Below are 18634 nucleotides of genomic sequence, written 5' to 3'. Positions count from 1 at the left end.
ATATGAAACGAATCTTTGTTAGCCTGGTATATGTATGTTTGGTTCTTATGGCGTATGCATACGAACCGGAGTACTCAACTGCCGGTTTTTTCCGTCTGCCTGATACCGGGCGTGAAGTGTACTCTATGAATCCGGCCTGGCGTTTTTATAAAGGAAAGAGTGATGGTGCTCAAGCGAAAGAGTTTGATGATAAAAATTGGCTAGTCGTTTCTTTGCCTAATGGCATTGAATATCTTCCTACGGAAGCGAGCGGCTGTGTCAATTATCAAGGTGAAATCTGGTATCGTAAGCATTTTACTCCGTCGGTCGCACTGAAAGAAAAAAAACTGTTCCTGTATTTTGAAGCGATTATGGGTAAAAGCAGGATTTATGTAAACGGGAAATTGCTGGCGGAACATTTTGGGGGGTATCTTCCGGTTTCTGTTGACGTGACTGAGGCATTGAAATGGGGAGAAGACAATGTAATTGCTGTATGGGCTGATAATAGTGATGATCCTACCTATGCGCCAGGAAAGCCACAGGATGTCTTGGATTATTCTTATTTTGGAGGAATCTATCGTGACTGCTGGCTGGTGGCGCATAATCATGTGTTTGTCACTGATCCCAATTACGAGAATGAAACGGGCGGAGGAGGATTGTTTGTCTCTACTGACAACGTATCGGAACAATCGGCTGATGTGCTTCTGAAGGTTCATGTGCGTAATGATGGCAAACTAAATTTCTCTGGAAATATTCTTTACTCATTGGTAGACCGTGACGGGCAGGAAGTGGCAGCAACGAATGTATCGTTGAATGTACACAAAGGAATTGCTGTAAGCCGTAATGGAAAGATGAAAGTTAAGAAACCTCATTTGTGGACTCCTTCGTCACCTTATTTATACAATCTTTATATACGTATTTGTGATAAGAAGGGAAAGGTTATCGACGGTTATCGTCGTCGTGTGGGTATCCGTAGTATCGAATTTAAGGGAAGGGACGGCTTCTGGTTAAATGGAAAGCCGTATGATAAACCACTGATAGGCGCCAATCGTCATCAGGATTTTGCGGTTGTCGGTAATGCTGTGGCAAACAGTGTTCACTGGCGCGATGCGAAGAAATTGAAAGATTTGGGATTGGAAGTAATTCGTAATGCCCATTGTCCGCAGGATCCGGCTTTTATGGATGCTTGTGACGAACTTGGACTGTTTGTCATTGTCAATACTCCGGGATGGCAATTCTGGAATGATGATCCTATTTTTGCCCGGCGGGTTTATAGTGATATTCGTAATATGGTTCGTCGTGACCGCAATCACCCTTGTGTATGGCTATGGGAACCGATATTGAATGAGACATGGTATCCGGAAGATTTTGCCGGACGTGCGAAGGATGTTGTTGATGAGGAATATCCTTATCCCTCTTGCTATTCGGGATGTGATACGCAGGCAAAAGGGGCGCATTATTTTCAGGTTCAGTTTTGCCATCCGATGGTATTGTCGAAACGGAATCCGAAAGTGACCTATTTTACCCGTGAGTGGGGAGATAATGTAGATAATTGGAGTTCACACAATTCTCCGAGCCGTGCCGCCCGCAATTGGGGAGAACAACCAATGTTGGTGCAAGCTGCTCACTATGCCTCTCCTTATTATGATTATATTTGTTATGATGCTTTGTACAAAGAATCGTCTTGGCATTTGGGTGGGTGTTTGTGGCATTCGTTCGATCATCAGCGTGGCTATCACCCCGATCCGTTCTATGGCGGACTGATGGACGTGTTCAGGCAACCAAAGTATTCTTATTATATGTTTAAAGCACAACGTCCTGTTACTGTTTCCGATGGTCTTTCGGAAAGTGGTCCGATGGTATATATTGCTCACGAGATGACACCATTTTCAAGTAGAGATGTTACAGTATATTCTAATTGTGACGAAGTGCGTCTGACGGTTAATAAAGGTGGGAAAGTCTACACATATCGGAAAGATAAGATGCGGAAAGGAATGCCATCGCCGGTCATTACGTTTTCGGGGGTATTTGACTTTATGACTGATAAAAAACTCACCCGTGACAAACATGAGGAAGATGTCTTCATGTTTGCGGAAGGACTTGTGGATGGAAAAGTAGTAGCTACGCATAAGACGATGCCTGCCCGCCGTGCTGAGCAGCTTCGCCTGCGAGTGGATAATGAAGGCGTTAACCTGCGTGCCGATGGCTCCGATTTTGTGACCGTTGTGGCCGAAGTGACTGATAAGAACGGAAATGTGAAACGTTTGAATAATTATTATATCAAATTTTTCGTAGAAGGCGAAGGACGTATTTTGGGAGGTGCTGATGTTTTGGCAAATCCCGCTCCGGTGAAATGGGGGAGTGCTCCGGTACTGATTCAGTCTACTACAAAGCCAGGTAAGATCAAGGTAACGGCAAGCGTTTTGTTTGAAGGCTCTCAAATGCCTGTAAGCGGAGAGTTGGAGTTGAATTCTTTTGCTCCGACGGTTCCTTTGCTTTTTGATATGAAAGAAGAAAAGATGATTAAGCAGGCTGAATCATTTTCGATAGATGATAGAAAGAGCAGTACTGAATTGGAGGTCGAGCGTTTGCGTCGTGAACTCAATGAATTGAGATTGAAAGAGGTGGAACAGCAGCAGACCGATTTTGGGGAGAAACTTGATTTCTAATCAGACTTACAAACAATTATAGTTTTGTATGTATTCTGCATAGCATTGTTTCATTTTTATCTCTATATTTGCAAGGTATATAATAAATAAGGAACCTTATGGAAAAATTTGAGATAGAAGAGAAGATTGTAGCTATGCTAAAAACGGTGTATGATCCGGAAATTCCGGTGAACGTATATGATTTGGGATTGATTTATAAAATAGATGTCTCCGATAAAGGGGAAGTGGTACTTGATATGACATTGACAGCTCCTAACTGTCCGGCAGCTGATTTTATAATGGAAGATATCCGACAGAAAGTGGAATCGGTAGACGGAGTAACTTCGGCTATTATCAATCTGGTGTTTGAACCGGAATGGGATAAGGATATGATGAGCGAAGAGGCTAAACTAGAATTGGGCTTTCTATGAAAAATGTCTATTTCCTTTCCGATGCGCATCTTGGGTCTCGTGCCATAGAACATGGTCGCACACAAGAGAGACGCCTAGTGAACTTTCTCGACAGTATAAAACATAAGGCTTCTGCCGTTTATTTGCTGGGAGATATGTTCGATTTCTGGTATGAATTCCGTTTGGTAGTTCCTAAGGGATATACTCGTTTTCTAGGAAAGATCTCCGAACTTACGGACATGGGTGTGGAAATTCACTACTTTATAGGCAATCATGACATTTGGTGTGGAGATTATCTCACAAAAGAGTGTGGTGTCATTATGCACCGTGAACCGTTGACTACCGAAATCTATGGGAAAGAATTCTATCTGGCTCATGGTGACGGATTGGGTGATCCGGATAAGAAGTTCAAATTACTTCGCCGAATGTTTCATAGTACGACTTTGCAAAGAATGTTTTCTGCTATTCATCCTCGTTGGAGTGTGGATCTGGGTTTGACATGGGCCAAGCATAGCCGACTGAAACGGATTGACGGAAAGGAACCGGATTATATGGGGGAGAATCAGGAACATCTGGTTTTGTATACCAAAGAATATCTGAAGAGCCACCCGAATATCAACTTCTTTATATATGGGCATCGCCATATTGAACTGGATCTCATGTTGAGTGCAACTTCCCGTGTGCTGATTCTCGGGGATTGGATTAATTTCTTCTCGTATGCGGTATTCGATGGAGAGAATCTCTTTCTGGAGGAATACATCGAAGGAGAGACACAGGTGTAATTGATCTTGTTTTGTTTAGACGCAGATTAACGCAAATTATCGCAGATTATTAAGATTATTCCTTCGGGAAATTATTCTTATTTATCTGCGATAATTTGCGTTAATTCTATGTTTAATCTATTCTACTTAAGCTGTTTATTCAGGTCTGAAACTTGTTCCTAAGAAGAAATTGTGTGGTTCGACAGTTATATTACCTGATACTTCGTCACCGGTCATGTAATTGTACTTGATGTTAGAATCCAGAGAATAGTTGGTGGTATCATCTCCAAAATTTCCTACGACTACGAGTTCCTTATCATTGTATTTCAAACTGATGGTGCGGGGTGTGTTCCCTGTCCAATCAGCAGTTTCTACTTTCCACGAGAATGTTGCATTTTGCCCGAACAAATCTGCGTGCGTTTTGCGTAAATCTAGTAGTTTAGCATATACATCATACAAACTTTTGCGTGCAGGTTCATCATAATATTCCCAATGTAACGGCTTCTTTGCTGTTTTTTCATCTTCTTCACCAAGTGTTTCGTCATAACCTAATTCACCGAATTGCCAAATCATTTTAGGACCCGGAACTGTGAAACAGAAGGCTGCGTTGGCGGCAAGCTGGTTCATGCGGGTAGTAAGATCTGTTTTTATTTTCTCGTTTCCATACACTTGGGCTTTATAGGCTACACGTTCTTCATCATGACTTTCCATGAAACCTACCCATCCGCCAAAATGGATACTGTTTCCGCCACTTTGTATCAAATTGCTAAAGGAACTATTCTCTTTATATCCCATTCCCGATTGATAGTAGCCTTGGTCGTGTCCATTACTTCCTTTACGCCAGCACTGTATGCCTGCCAAAGCTAATACGTTTTCTTCTGCCCAATCAGCCCAGTGCTCGCAAATCATTACTGCATTCGGAGATATGGATTGGATAGTGTTATAATAATCACGTAGGATGCTGATACGTGATTCATCGTAACCTGAAGCATCATAACTGCCGCCTTCATTTTGAGTAAAACCTTTGGTCAGGTCGAAGCGGAATCCGTCGATGTGATATTCGTCAATTAGGTATTTCAAGTTGCGTTTCACAAAATTGCGTACTAACGGACTTTCGTGATTGAAATCGTGGAATACACTGTAATCGTGAGGAGCGTCAACATTGAACCATGGGTTATTCTCTGCAGTTTTATTATTTTTCGAATCCCAATACAGACGGGCAAAAGTGTTGCTACCTGTAGCATGGTTGTAAACAACATCAAAAAGTACTGCGATACCTCTTTTGTGGCATTCGTCAATAAATCTCTTGTACATCTCAGAAGTACCATAGGCTTTATCAAGTGCAAAATAGAAGGTTGGATTGTACCCCCAACTGTCATTACCTTCAAACTCCTGTACGGGCATTAGTTCGATGGCGGTAATACCTAACCTTTCCAAATAATCGAGTTTCTGCATCGCTCCCTGTAGATCTCCGGTTTCGGTGAAGTCACGCAAGAGTAACTCATAAATCATCAGATTGTTCTTATCTGCTATTTTGAAATTGTCGTGTGCCCATGAATAGGAATCTTTCTGTATCTTGAATGTTGAAACAACTCCGGCCCCTTTCGTTGGATAGATACGTTGGGACGAAGGATAAGTGGATTCCGGAATATAGGAATCGCTGCTTGCATCGAGAATCTTCTCCGTATATGGATCGGCTATACGTAGTTCTGTATCTTTTTCTCCTTCTACAGAACTCTTTTTTCCCAGATAATATTGGAATGCGTATTCTTTGGTTGGCTCAAGACCGCTTAAAGTAGTCCACCAACATCCCGCTGATTCGTCATAATACATTTGAGAGTTTTCATCATTGCTGCGTTTCCAATTATTGAAGTCTCCCATGACATAAGCATAATCGTAATAACGGTTGCCGTCTTTGTCTTTCTCGTACAGTACCAAAGTTACTGTATGATTGTCGATAATATTGATACCATGTTGCAGTCCGGAAGGCATTGACTCCAGTTTTATCTCACCCGGAGTAAAGCTGTTGTACTTATCATCCTCAATATCGACAAAGGTATCTTCTTCTATTCCTTTTTTGCCATCAGTAGTACGGATAATCAGTCCTAACTGTTCAATAGGAGTTGAACCGCTTCCGAACCAATCGCGTATAGTAGGTGAGAGGGTGATTTTCCATACATTCTCCTTTACACGAACCATTTTACATTTTTCGGTATCTTCTGTCCAAGCAGCCGGTACATACATCCAAGTACCTTCTGAATATACACCGGCATGGAGATAGCACGCTTCTTGATAACCCAATAACGGGCATTCTTTTTCTCCTTCTGCCAACTCTTTACCTTCTGCATAAAAATAGATATCCAAAGCTTCGTCCGCATTGGGTAACTCGTTTGTTTCAGCTTTGGGATTCAGGTTGAAACCGAATTTCAGCAGACTTATGTCAATGTCATCCTCTACAATAGGTTCTTCCTCTTCTGCTTTTGTCAGGAGACTCAGTTTGTCGGAGTCTGTCCATTCGTCACTGCATGAGCTTATATAGGGCGCAGTGAATAGCAGTAATAATATATATATCAAATATTTCTTCATAAAGCTTTTCTTTTTTGATGGATGGGTTATTCTTTAATGACTATTACGTAAGGAGTCGGTTCGTTGAAATACCAACGTATCTCGTAATTGCCGGTTTGGCTTACGGTAAATTGGCTTTCGTCGGTAACATCCGTTTCGAAATGTCCTTCGGTATTTTGTGGAGTCACTTCCATGTTCAACATCTGTGAACGTATTTGCCACGTATTTTCGGCTTGCATCTTTACTCCTTTCTTTTGTAAATACCACTTTTTATTACTTTCATCATAAACGATTTCCATTTTGGACTCATCACTGAAAGAATAATTGTTATGTTCACCTAATAACATCCATGACTTTTCTTCATTGCTCATGGTGAGACGACCGTTGTTTGGATTAAATTCTACGGTGTAGCTGGTATTGTTGTTACCGCCGTAAGAAGTGATATTTTTGCTGTCGTTACCTAGAGTCAAGATTCCATTATTGATTGGAGCTCCCCAATTTCTACCATTCCAATTAGGTTGGTCTGTGATTTTCCACCCTTCATAAAGATTTTTTGCAATAATGTGTCCTTTGTACGAACCACTTTCTGTTTTATATAGTTTTTGAGTTTGATCGTGTTCCCAAGCACAGTATTCTCCTACTAGATAGAATACTTCCGGTGTATTCTCGCTATTATCATAAGTCACCGCTACAGTTTTTGCTTCTGATAATACTCCAGTCTCAGTATTGCCGAAATAAGCTCTTACCCGAAACTCTATTTCCTGTTCTGCACTAAGGGTCACTGCATTATGTGCTATTTTCAGATATTTGATGGCCTTACTTAAGATTGCATTGTTTATATCTAGGTTTGTACTGGTCAAACCGCTTTCCAATATTGCTCTTTGTGAGAATTCTGCGTCTTTTATATCCATTTCCACTTGGTATTTAGCTCCTTCTACAGCTTCCCATGCTAGAGAATAAGAAGTGCCGGAAGTTAAATCCATATTTTCCGGAACAGTAGTGAATGTCGGAGTAGCTACATACGGAGTGATACTGATAGTCAGAGGTTCGGAAGCCAGCGCTTTGATATATCCGCTCTTAGTAGCTGAAACAGAGAGATTGATTTCTGTTTTTCCTACTTCCTTGTTATATTTTGCCAATAGACTGACAAGTGCATCATTCAGATCTTGGTGAGTCAGATTGTATGAGGTTTCTTGAGTAGTCTTGACAGTCACTTTCTTGCTCCAATTATATTCCGTGTTTGTTTTGGGCAGATTTATTTCTATTGCATAGCTGATACTTGCATTATCACCCAAATAAGCCTGTTGCCACGTTAAGGGTAATGCCGTTTCTTCTTTCTGACCGGCCGCTAAAACTAGTTCGCTAATGTCTGTTGATGTGATGACTGCTGCTTTGTAGCCTGTATTTTCATTGTCGTATGGAGTGACAGTGGAAGAAACGATATTTGAAACAAGAGGAGCTTTCGCCTCTGAAATGACAGAGGTTACACGAAATTCCAGATGAACGGTTTCTATGGTGTATATTCCTGCTTCATCAGCATAATTCTTGAATAGAGACAGTACATAGTCATTCAACTCTTTATTCGTAAATGAAACAGTCGAGTTATTCCCTACCAACGAAGATAAGATTACTTTTTTATCTCCGAAGTTGTTTTCGCCTTTTATATCCATCTCCAGATTGTTCGTGATCGATGCATTATATCCCATTTGGGGTGCACTCCACTTGAACGTCAGTGCAACTTCATTTTGTTGCAGCGGGTTGATGGTATACGTTTCCGGTAAAGCCTCCAATACAGCAGGCTGAGCCTGTCCGTCGCTATAATAGGCTTTGTCTAAGTTACTTTCACAAGCTTGTAATAAACAAGCTGCGATCAGTATACCTATATATCCGTATATTGTTTTCATGTACATTCTGATTTTTAGATTAATAACCTTCGTTTTGTTGTAAATTACCATTAACGCTGATATCGCTTACAGGTATGGGGAAAAGATTGTAGCGTTTGTTTACACCTACTCCGGTGATAACTCCTCCTTTTTCAGCCCACGTATAAGTATTCGAGGTAAACAGTCCGTAACGGATTAAATCGGTACGGCGGGTGGCTTCCCAATAAAGTTCACGACAACGTTCGTTTAAGATATTTCCAAAGTTTACGCTGGCAGTGCTTCCATTGATGGATGCGGAAGCCTTCAACCAAGCTGCATCCACTTGGCTATAACCGGTTTTGGCACGTTTGCGCAAGTCCTGTATGTATGTCACAGCTTGGGATTCGCTTCCCCCTTCTCCACCACGGGCTACGGATTCCGCATACATCAGATATACATCAGCCAGACGGAATAGTGGAAAGTCTGTGTCAGGGAATACGGAATTCTTTCCCGGAGTACCGTCACTGTTCAGGTTCGTGAATTTGAATACCGACCAACCTTCTGTGGTAAATGTACCGATAGATGAGGTTTTGATATCCAATGAACGTCCTGTGCTATAAAAGATGGCACGGTTGTCGTGTGAATTTAAATTGTCGGCGGTCCAGGCTGATTCTTCCGCTTCATATTCGAACGCACGTATCAGATTTCCTGTAGAGCGGAAGCCATCCCATCCACCGTTGCATCCGTAGTTGACAACAGTGCCTTCGCTACTTGAACGCGAGCCGACAATGATAGCTCCTATTCCATAGGACTGAGTAGTGTTGCCGTCAGCCAATACCGGGAAAATGATTTCTTTTCTGGCATTGGTATTTTCTCCGTTGTCTGCCATAAAAAGTTCGGCATAATTGTCTGCCAATGAATAGTCATTACTGCCCAGAATATATTTGCAATAAGTGATACAGTCAGTATAACGGGGTGTTCCTGTATAAACTTCGGCATTGAGATACATACGTGCCAATAGGAACTCAACGGTATGTTGATCTGCACGTCCGTATTCGTCTGTCTGTTCGGGAAGGAGACTACGAATAGCAGTAAGTTCCTTTTCTAGCCAGCTGAATAGGTCTTTGCGATTGATTTGCTCCGGTAGCGTTGAGGTTGTTTCTTCAGTGACAAAAGGTGGATTGGCAAAAGCATCCATCAGCACGTAGTAGGCTAAAGCACGGCAGAAACGTGCTTCGGCACGATAACGTTCCCGGTCTACTTCGTCGGGGGCATTGTTCAGTTGTTTCAGAAAATCATTTGCAATACTTACGATGTACATAGAACGGTGGTAAAGCCCTTCCATTGATTCCACCTTAGCTGTATTCCAGGATAATCCGTTAACTTGCGGTACCCAGCTATCCGACCAGGCGCATTTTACTTCGTCTGTAGTACTTTCTTGCAGTGTCCACCAACAACGCAGGAGTACTGTGTTACCGGCATTCAAATCACTCAAATCCGAAGAACCCGCATCTTTTTGTCCGGAGAGGGCCCATACCGAATAGATCTTTTTCAATCCCTGTGTGTAGCTTTCGGGAGTAGAATAGGCGTCTTCGGCCGTCATGACATTCGGATCGAGAGGCATCACGTCCAAATCACCTATACATCCGCCGAATAAAGTGAGGGCGGAAACCAATATGATCGATTTTATAGAATAGAATTTCATAATGCTGACAGATTAAAAGTTAAGATTGATTCCGAGAGAGAACGTGCGTGGACGCGGCCATAGACTTTGATCAATGGCGTTGCACTCTGGATCGAGTCCGGAATACTTGGTGATAGTAAACACATTCTGCACCGATGCGCTGATCCGACCGGATAACTTGCTGGTGAACAAATTCTTGAAGGTGTATCCCAAAGTAATGTTATCCATCTTCAGGAAAGAAGCATTTTCCAAAAAGAGATCGCTTGCTTTTTGCTCGGTAGAACTGGTGAGAGTGAATCCGGTGCTTTCTACTGCCGATTTATAATAATTGGTGATAAATCCTTGATTGGAGAAAGCATTCAGTGAACCGTTGTCCGCCGCACTGGCGTTGTAGACATAGTTTCCGATACTGGCACGGAGATTGAAGCCCAGATCCCAATTCTTATATGTAAACTGCGAACTCAGTCCCATGTATACGTCCGCCATCGGACTCTTTTTAGTCATATACCGGTCGTCATTCGTAATCTGCCCGTCGTTATTGCGGTCTACCACTGCGTTTTGTACCGGTTTTCCATTCTCGTCGTATACCTGTTGGAAGAGCCAGTAAGTGGAGGGGGCATAACCTACCTGGTGCTTTTGTAGTACTGTGCCACTACCGTATGAAGCAGAACCGGCATTGATGCCTTCATAATCCGGATTGTAGGTAGCGGTCAACTTAGTAATTTTGCTGGTGTTCCAAGTCACGTTATAGCCTAATTCCCAAGAGAAATCTTTAGTCTGTATGGCTACGGCATTGATATTGAATTCCAAACCCTCGTTTTTCATAGATCCCACGTTGGCTGTTATCATATTGGTAAAGTTGCTTCCTGCCGCTACGCTGACTGTGTTCAATAAATCTTTCGTACGCTTCTGATAATATTCGATACTACCGTTAATACGATTGTTCAGAAATCCGTAGTCGATACCGACATTGTATGTCGCAGTCTGTTCCCATTTCAAATCGGGGCTGTACCCATCCGGTTTCAGCAGGTATGAACCCATATATTGTGAAGTCGTATTGTTACCCAGCGAGTAGTTAGTGATATAGAGATAATCGGTAATCTCCTGCTGACCGGTGACACCATATCCTACACGCAGTTTCAAGTTGGACATAATATCGCGTGCCTTTTCCATAAACGGTTCGTTGATAATGCTCCATGCCAACGCTGCGGAGGGGAAGAGTCCCCAACGGTTGCTCTTGCTGAAACGTGAGGAACCGTCCTGACGTAACGTTGCAGTGAGCAAATAACGTTCTTTGAAGTTGTAATTCAGTCGTCCGAAGAAAGAAACCAGATAATTTTCCCAAGGTGAGGGAGTGTTATTGTTTTGTATGTAACGTCCTTCATCGTCGTTATAAGTCCATCCTTCTTTAGTTCCCAGGTTTTCGGTAACATTTGATTTGTAAATGCTCAAGTCTCTGTAATAGAAATGTTGCCAGGAATATCCGGCCATTACATTGATATTGCTTTGAATGGATTCTATGTTTTTGGCGTAGTTCAAATAAAAGTCCAGCAAATGGTTGCGGCGCAGATTGTTCCAGTCATTACCACGTCCGATATTCTTGAAATCACTGTCTTTGGCTGTTTGGAAAGAACCGGGAACGGTATAGTTTCCACCTGTGCTTTTTGCTACGTCATAACCTACGTTCAAGTTGGCATGCAAATCTTCTAATCCGTGTATTTTATAATCTAACTGGATATTGCCGAGACTTCGTTTAGTAGTTCCCGCATTGTCCACATCGTAGAGTAAAGATAACGGATTGGCGGAAGAAAGCGTGTTGGGAGTATTCTTGCCGGTACTCCAGTTCCAATAACCGTTATAGTTATATAAATTACTACCGTATGTGGGGTCTTCTGTGTCAATACCATAGATTGGTTTGGTAGGGTCAAAGAAAGCAGCTGCCCCTACTGCTCCCGAATCAGCAAAACGATTTTTGTTAATCGTTCCTTTTACATTGATATCCACACTTAAATGATCATCAAAGAACTTCGGACTTAGATTGACAGATGCGGTATATCTTTCATACTTGGATGTCTTGATTGTACCTCGTTCATTGTTGTAACCTAAAGACACGCGGAAAGGCATGAATCCTGCTTTTCCTGCTACGGATATATTTTGGTCAGTGCTCAAACCACTTTGATAGATAGCATCCTGCCAATCGGTAGACTGTGAGGGGTAGAGATTAATCAGATTGCGTGCTGCATCGCCTAAAGCGGTGCCTTCGGCATATTGGTTCGTCACTGCCTGGCGGAACTCGTCTGCATTCATCGTTTCAAAACGCTTATAAGGATCTTTGAAAGTATAACTGCTGTTATAAGTTACCTTGATTTTTCCTTGTGTCCCTTTCTTGGTAGTGATGATGATAACGCCGTTTGATGCACGTGAACCGTAGATGGCGGTTGCTGATGCGTCTTTTAATACGGTAAAAGTTTCTATATCATTCGGATTAATGGTCGATAAAGCATTCGGTGTACCCGGAGCTGAATTGTTGGCTACGGGGATTCCGTCTATGACGATTAGCGGGTCATTGCTGGCATTCAGAGAAGAACCGCTACGGATGCGTAGCGTAGAACCTGAGCCCGGACCACCGTCACCTTGAGCGACTGCCAATCCCGGAACTTTTCCCATGATCAGTTCTTCGGGTGAAGTGACTGCACCTTTGTTCATCTCTTCAGCTTTAATGGCAACGACTGATCCGCTCAAGTCTTCTTTCTTAACGGAGCCATATCCGATGACCACTACGTCGTCCAACTGTTTTGAATCATCTTTCAGGACAACTTTCATTTGTGCTGCGGCCGGTAATTCCTGTGTCTTATATCCGATGAAGGAAATGACAATAATGTCTCCTTGCTTGGCCTGTAATTTAAACTTCCCATCCAGATCGGTAATGCTGCCATTGGTAGTACCTTTAACTACTACATTTGCTCCGATAACTCCCTCTCCGGTGGTACCGTCCTGGACGAGTCCACTTACTGACAGGTTTTGTGCAACTGCCTGTACCGTAAACATAATGGCTACTAAAAATAGCAGCATTATTTTACCCGGTTCATTCATTTTTTTTGTTTTCATGTTATTAAATAAGTTCATCAAAAATAGTACTTCTATATGAATACCTATTGAAAACTATGGAATCTTAATTAAACTTGTTTAAGGTCTTATTTTATCTCTTTGACTGAGATGGCGTATCCTCCGCCTATTGCAGCTTTCAGTGTAAGTTTGCTTTTGTTGTTTATTTTCTTTTTTGTGATAACGTATGCTTGCGGATTTTTGTCCCAACTTGCATCTTTAGCGTCAGCATAAATGGTAGCTTCATATTTTTTCCCAGGTTCGAGGAAGTCAAAGCTTAATTTAGACTCATGTCCCTTTTCTCCGGCAGTGCAACCTATATACCAGTCATTCGTTCCTTTGGCACGACGGGCTATCGTGATATATTCTCCTGGCTCCGCTTCCAGATACTTACTTTCATCCCAATCAATAGCTACATCCTTGATAAATTGGAAAGCATCCATGAAACGCTCGTAATTTTCAGGAATGTCAGCGGCCATCTGCAATGGGCTGTACATAGTTACATACAATGCCAGTTGGCGGGCGATAGTAGAGCGAACCTGAGAATTATTAGCCGGATTCATTTTGTTGCAATGTGTTTCGAAGATTCCCGGAGTATAATCCATCGGTCCTCCAACCAGACGGGTGAATGGAAGGATTGTAGTATGGTATACTTTGTTGCCTCCGAATGACTCATATTCTGTTCCACGAGCGGATTCATTACCGATCAAGTTCGGATAAGTGCGGCAGATACCTGTCGGGCGTACTGCTTCGTGAGCATTCACCATAATCTTGTAGTCTGCTGCTTTCTTCACCGCATACAGATAATGATTATTCATCCATTGTCCGTAATGGTGCTCGCCACGGGGAATAATATTGCCGACATAACCGCTCTTTACAGAGTTATAGCCGTTATCCACCATAAATTGATAAGCTTTATCCATATGACGTTCGTAGTTACGGGCTGATGCGGAAGTTTCGTGGTGCATCATCATTTTGACACCTTTGCTTGCGGCATAACGATGAATCTCTTTTACGTCGAAATCGGGATACGGAGTGACGAAATCGAATACATAATCTTTGCTGTTACCGAACCAGTCTTCCCAACCTTCGTTCCATCCTTCTACCAGTACTGCATCAAAACCGTTGGCGGCAGCGAAATCGATATAACGTTTTACGTTAGCGGTGTTAGCGGAATGTTTGCCGTTAGGTTTGGTTTTTGAATAATCTGTTTCACCCAGTTTTACACTAGTCAGCTCATCGGTGTAGGCCCATGAGCCCTTTCCGGTTATCATATCCCACCACACGCCGATATATTTCACAGGTTTTACCCAAGAGGTTGCATCCGGTAACTTGCATGGTTCGTTCAGGTTGAGAGTAATACGGGATGCAAGGATGTTGCGTGCATCATCACTGACAATGACAGTACGCCATGGCGTATGGCAAGGTGTCTGCATATATCCTTTGTCCCCTTTTGCATCCGGAGTCAGCCAAGATTCGAATATCATGTTTTTATCGTCCAGGTTGAGGTGCATACAAGAATAATCGATGAGAGCTGCCTCGTGAAGGTTGATGTAAAGACCATCATCCGTTTTCATCATAAGAGCAGTCTGCACACCTGTCGGTGAGAAAGGAGTTTGAGACGAATTGGGAGTGATTGCCTGTTTCATCAACCCTCTGATTTCCGATAAGCGGGAGATAGTATAATCATATTCCTGCGTATCATAATCGCCCGGTATCCAAAAAGCGGTATGGTCGCCTGACATGGCAAACTGGGAATGTTCTTCTTTAATAACGAAATAACTCAATGATTTTTGTTGAGGGAACTCGTAACGGAATCCCAGACCGTCATTGAATAAGCGGAAACGGATCAGGATGGAGCGCTCATTCATCGGCTGGTATAGTGTCACTGCCAATTCATTATAATGATTACGGATTTCTTTTTCTTCTCCCCATACCGGTTGCCATGTTTCATCGAATGTATCGGTCTTTGCATCCTTTAGTTCAAAACCGTTATAAAGATTTGTTTTTGAGTCAAGTTTGGTGAGATCTCTACGGTCTACCCAGTCGAAGTCTGTCCGGGTATTGTCTTCTTTCTTTAATTCTAAACCTAAAGTACTGGGTTTGATAACCGTTTTTCCTTTATAAATCAAATCGTACGTTGGAGCACCTTCCTTGTTTACCTGAAAGGTCATTACCAGATTTCCATCCGGTGAAGTCAGTTTCTGCTGCGCATTCGTTATAAATGAAATACAGAGGAATGCAATGAGTAAAAGATTCTTTTTCATTTTATTTATTGGTATTAAATTGTAAGCTAACTAATGTTTCTACTCCTTTTCATTTCGGATGTTGCAAATGTAGCGACCTATTGAATCGGAAGAGGTGTCTAGAATAAAAATATAACCGCTTTGTAGTTTTATTTAATTGATTATCAATTGTATATTATTGTTTGGAATCGGCGAAAATATAAGTGGAAATTAAATAGTTTGGCTTATCTATTTCATTGTGATTACTATATTCATTATATTTGTGACATCTTTAAAAAGTAACCTATGAGAAATATAGCCTATTGTGTATTGTCTTTTCTTTTGGTTGGTTCTGTTTCAATGTTTGCAAAACAGACAGATAATGTGGCAGCTCTTAAAAAGCTGGACGACATCATAAATAAAAAGGAGACTTATCAGATTCAGAAAGAAAAGGAAATTGAAGGCTTGAAGTTGCAATTGGCTCATTCAAATGCCCCTGCCGACAAATATCGTCTATACGGTTCCTTATTTGATGCTTATCTTCATTATCAGGCTGATTCTGCCCTTCATTATATAAATAAGAAACAGCAGGTGCTTCCGCAACTGAATCGTCCTGAATTGGACAATAAGATTATTATTGATCGTGCAACGGTATTAGGGGTAATGGGAATGTATATTGAAGCTATTGAGGAATTGGAGAGGATGAATCCGACGAAGCTGGACAAAGAAACCTTGTTGGCTTATTATCAGACTTATCGTGCTTGTTATGGTTGGCTGGCTGATTACACCACTAATAAGGAAGCGAAAAAGAAATATCTCGAAAAAACAGATTTATACCGGGATTCTATTATTAGTGTAATGTCACCGGAAATCAACAGAACAATTGTTCTGGCCGAGAAATGTATCGTCAGTGGTAAGGCGGATACAGCTTTGGTGATACTTGATGAGGCTTTGAAAGAGGCGGTTGACGAACGGCAGAAAGTGTATATCTACTATACATTGTCTGAAGCGTACGGTATGAAGAAGGATTCTGAGAAAGAAGTTTATTATCTCATATTGACAGCTATTGCAGATTTGGAATCTTCGGTCAGGGAGTATGCCTCTTTGCAAAAGTTGGCACATCTGATGTATGAACTAGGGGATATTGACCGTGCTTATAAGTACTTGAGTTGTTCGATGGAAGATGCCGTAGCCTGCAATGCCCGTTTGAGGTTTATTGAAGTGACGGAGTTTTTCCCGATTATCGATAAGGCTTATAAGTTGAAAGAAGAGAAAGAACAAGCCGTTTCCAGAGCGATGCTTATTAGTGTCAGTATGTTGTCTTTATTTCTTTTGATAGCTATTTTCTTTTTGTATCGCTGGATGAAGAAACTGTCTGCTATGCGTCGTGATTTGAGTTTGGCTAACCGGCAGATGTTGGCTGTGAACAAAGAACTGGAGCAGACAGGCAAGATAAAAGAAGTATATATCGCCCGTTATTTGGACAGATGTGTGAACTATCTAGATAAGTTGGAGATGTATCGCCGCTCATTGGCTAAATTGGCTATGGCTTCCCGGATTGAGGATTTGTTTAAGGCTATAAAGTCCGAGCAGTTTATCAAAGATGAACGAAACGAGTTTTATAATGAGTTCGATAAGTCTTTCCTGAAACTTTTTCCGAATTTCATTTCCGCTTTCAATGATTTGTTGGTAGAGGAGGGACGGATATATCCGAAATCTGATGAACTGCTGACTACCGAACTTCGTATTTTTGCTCTTATCCGTTTGGGAGTGGTAGACAGTAATAAAATTGCTCATTTCTTGGGTTACTCATTGGCGACGATCTATAATTACCGTAGCCGGATGCGCAATAGGGCCGCTGGAGATAAGGAACGGTTTGAACAGGACGTGATGAATTTATAATATTATTTGTTTTGTAACATCAGAAATAGCCTTTTTTTATACCTTTGTAGGTGGTACTAACTAATCTAATAATAAATTTACTAAAGAATGAAAAAGTTAATCTACACATTGTTCTTTGTCCTTATTTCCGTTGTGGCCAACGGTCAGGCAAAGTATGTATTCTATTTCATTGGAGATGGGATGGGAGTCAACCAAGTGAATGGTACGGAGATGTATCAGGCGGAACTTCAGAACGGACGTATCGGCGTTGAGCCTTTGTTGTTTACTCAATTTCCGGTTGCCACGATGGCGACTACTTTCTCTGCAACTAATTCCGTGACCGATTCTGCCGCCGCAGGTACTGCGTTGGCTACAGGAAAGAAAACCTATAATCACGCTATTTCTGTGGGGGAAGATAAGAATGCGATTCAAACCGTAGCTGAAAAGGCGAAGAAAGCCGGTAAGAAAGTCGGTGTCACTACTTCTGTCAGTGTTGATCATGCTACCCCTGCCGCATTCTATGCGCACCAACCGGATCGTAATATGTATTATGAGATTGCTCTTGACTTGCCGAAAGCTAATTTTGACTTTTATGCAGGTGGCGGATTCCTGAAACCGACAACTTCTTTTGATAAGAAAGAGGCTCCAAGCATTTTCCCTATCTTTGAAGAAGCCGGATATACAGTGGCACGTGGTTACAATGACTATAAAGCAAAATCAGCTAAGGCTGAAAAGATGATTCTCATTCAGGAAAAGGGGGCTAATCCGTCATGTCTGCCTTATGCCATTGACCGCAAAGAGGATGATCTGACGCTGGCGCAAATTACGGAAAGCGCTATCGACTTTCTGACTAAAGGCAAGAATAAAGGCTTCTTCCTCATGGTGGAAGGCGGAAAGATTGACTGGGCTTGTCACGCGAATGATGCAGCTACCGTATTCAATGAAGTAAAAGATATGGATAACGCTATCAAAGTGGCTTATGAATTTTATAAGAAGCATCCGAAAGAAACACTGATAGTCGTTACTGCCGACCACGAAACTGGTGGTATCGTATTGGGAACCGGAAAATATGAACTGAACTTGAAAGCATTGCAATCTCAAAAACATTCGGCTGACGGACTTTCTCAACGTATCAGTGAACTGAGAAAAGCCAAAGGTAACAAAGTAACTTGGGAAGATATGAAAGAATTTCTTGGCAATGAAATGGGATTCTGGAAACAATTACCTATTTCTTGGCAACAAGAAAAGAAGTTGCACGACGAATTTGAAAAGTCATTCGTGAAGAATAAAGTGGTGTTTGCCGAGAGTATGTACTCGAAGAGCGAGCCTATGGCTGCTTGTGCCAAACAAGTTATGGATGAGATCGCGATGGTTGGCTGGGTGAGTGGCGGACATTCTGCCGGTTTTGTACCTGTATTCGCTATTGGAGCCGGTTCACATTTGTTCGGTGAGAAGATAGATAATACTGAAATACCGAAGAGAATAGCCAAAGCGGCGGGATATAAATAGAATGC

At 42.0% G+C, this 18634-nt stretch carries 10 protein-coding genes; 5 read left to right on the top strand and 5 right to left on the bottom strand.

Translation table 11 applies throughout. The features are described 5' to 3' along the window. Positions 1–2 precede the first annotated feature (2 nt). From ACNOGP_RS01890 to ACNOGP_RS01880, 3 genes are all read left to right on the top strand, one after another. Positions 3–2648 carry a glycoside hydrolase family 2 TIM barrel-domain containing protein gene (locus ACNOGP_RS01890; protein WP_418213937.1) on the top strand — a complete coding sequence of 882 codons (2646 nt, stop codon included), beginning with the start codon at positions 3–5 and terminating at the stop codon, positions 2646–2648. A gap of 98 nt (positions 2649–2746) precedes the next feature. Beyond that, on the top strand, positions 2747–3058 hold the full coding sequence (locus tag ACNOGP_RS01885; RefSeq protein WP_195533202.1) for a metal-sulfur cluster assembly factor: 312 nt from the start codon (positions 2747–2749) through the stop codon (positions 3056–3058). Then, positions 3055–3819: a UDP-2,3-diacylglucosamine diphosphatase gene (locus tag ACNOGP_RS01880; RefSeq protein WP_029425914.1), complete on the top strand. Its 765-nt coding sequence runs from the start codon at positions 3055–3057 to the stop codon at positions 3817–3819. Before ACNOGP_RS01885 ends, ACNOGP_RS01880 begins: the two co-directional genes overlap by 4 nt. 135 nt (positions 3820–3954) lie before the next feature. Here ACNOGP_RS01880 and ACNOGP_RS01875 read toward each other — a convergent pair whose 3' ends face one another. The 5 genes from ACNOGP_RS01875 to ACNOGP_RS01855 all read right to left on the bottom strand — a co-directional run bounded on the left by ACNOGP_RS01875 (position 3955) and on the right by ACNOGP_RS01855 (position 15281). Next, entirely contained in the window at positions 3955–6384 is a 2430-nt protein-coding gene (locus ACNOGP_RS01875) for an alpha-amylase family glycosyl hydrolase (RefSeq protein ID WP_418213936.1), read from the bottom strand. Between the two features lie 26 nt (positions 6385–6410). Then, positions 6411–8267, bottom strand: coding sequence for a SusE domain-containing protein (locus tag ACNOGP_RS01870; RefSeq protein ID WP_418213935.1), 1857 nt, complete (start codon positions 8265–8267; stop codon positions 6411–6413). Between the two features lie 19 nt (positions 8268–8286). Then, positions 8287–9930, bottom strand: coding sequence for a RagB/SusD family nutrient uptake outer membrane protein (locus ACNOGP_RS01865; protein WP_055279545.1), 1644 nt, complete (start codon positions 9928–9930; stop codon positions 8287–8289). A gap of 12 nt (positions 9931–9942) precedes the next feature. After that, positions 9943–13017 (bottom strand): SusC/RagA family TonB-linked outer membrane protein, encoded by a 3075-nt coding sequence (locus ACNOGP_RS01860; RefSeq protein ID WP_418213934.1) that lies wholly within the window; start codon positions 13015–13017, stop codon positions 9943–9945. A gap of 86 nt (positions 13018–13103) precedes the next feature. Further along, positions 13104–15281, bottom strand: coding sequence for a glycoside hydrolase family 97 protein (locus ACNOGP_RS01855; protein ID WP_272721428.1), 2178 nt, complete (start codon positions 15279–15281; stop codon positions 13104–13106). A gap of 264 nt (positions 15282–15545) precedes the next feature. Between ACNOGP_RS01855 and ACNOGP_RS01850 the strand changes: the two genes are divergently transcribed. Together ACNOGP_RS01850 and ACNOGP_RS01845 are read left to right on the top strand one after the other, a co-directional pair. Next, the gene (locus ACNOGP_RS01850) at positions 15546–17141 is read left to right on the top strand and encodes a DUF6377 domain-containing protein (RefSeq protein WP_186966512.1); all 1596 of its coding nucleotides are present in this window, start codon (positions 15546–15548) and stop codon (positions 17139–17141) included. Positions 17142–17228: 87 nt separating this feature from the next. After that, entirely contained in the window at positions 17229–18629 is a 1401-nt protein-coding gene (locus ACNOGP_RS01845; RefSeq protein ID WP_143869003.1) for an alkaline phosphatase, read from the top strand. Positions 18630–18634 lie beyond the last annotated feature (5 nt).

Origin of the sequence: Bacteroides difficilis, from assembly GCF_048319815.1 — a bacterium.
Lineage (GTDB): Bacteria > Bacteroidota > Bacteroidia > Bacteroidales > Bacteroidaceae > Bacteroides > Bacteroides zhangwenhongii.
This window is presented reverse-complemented; position numbering and strand designations above follow the sequence as displayed.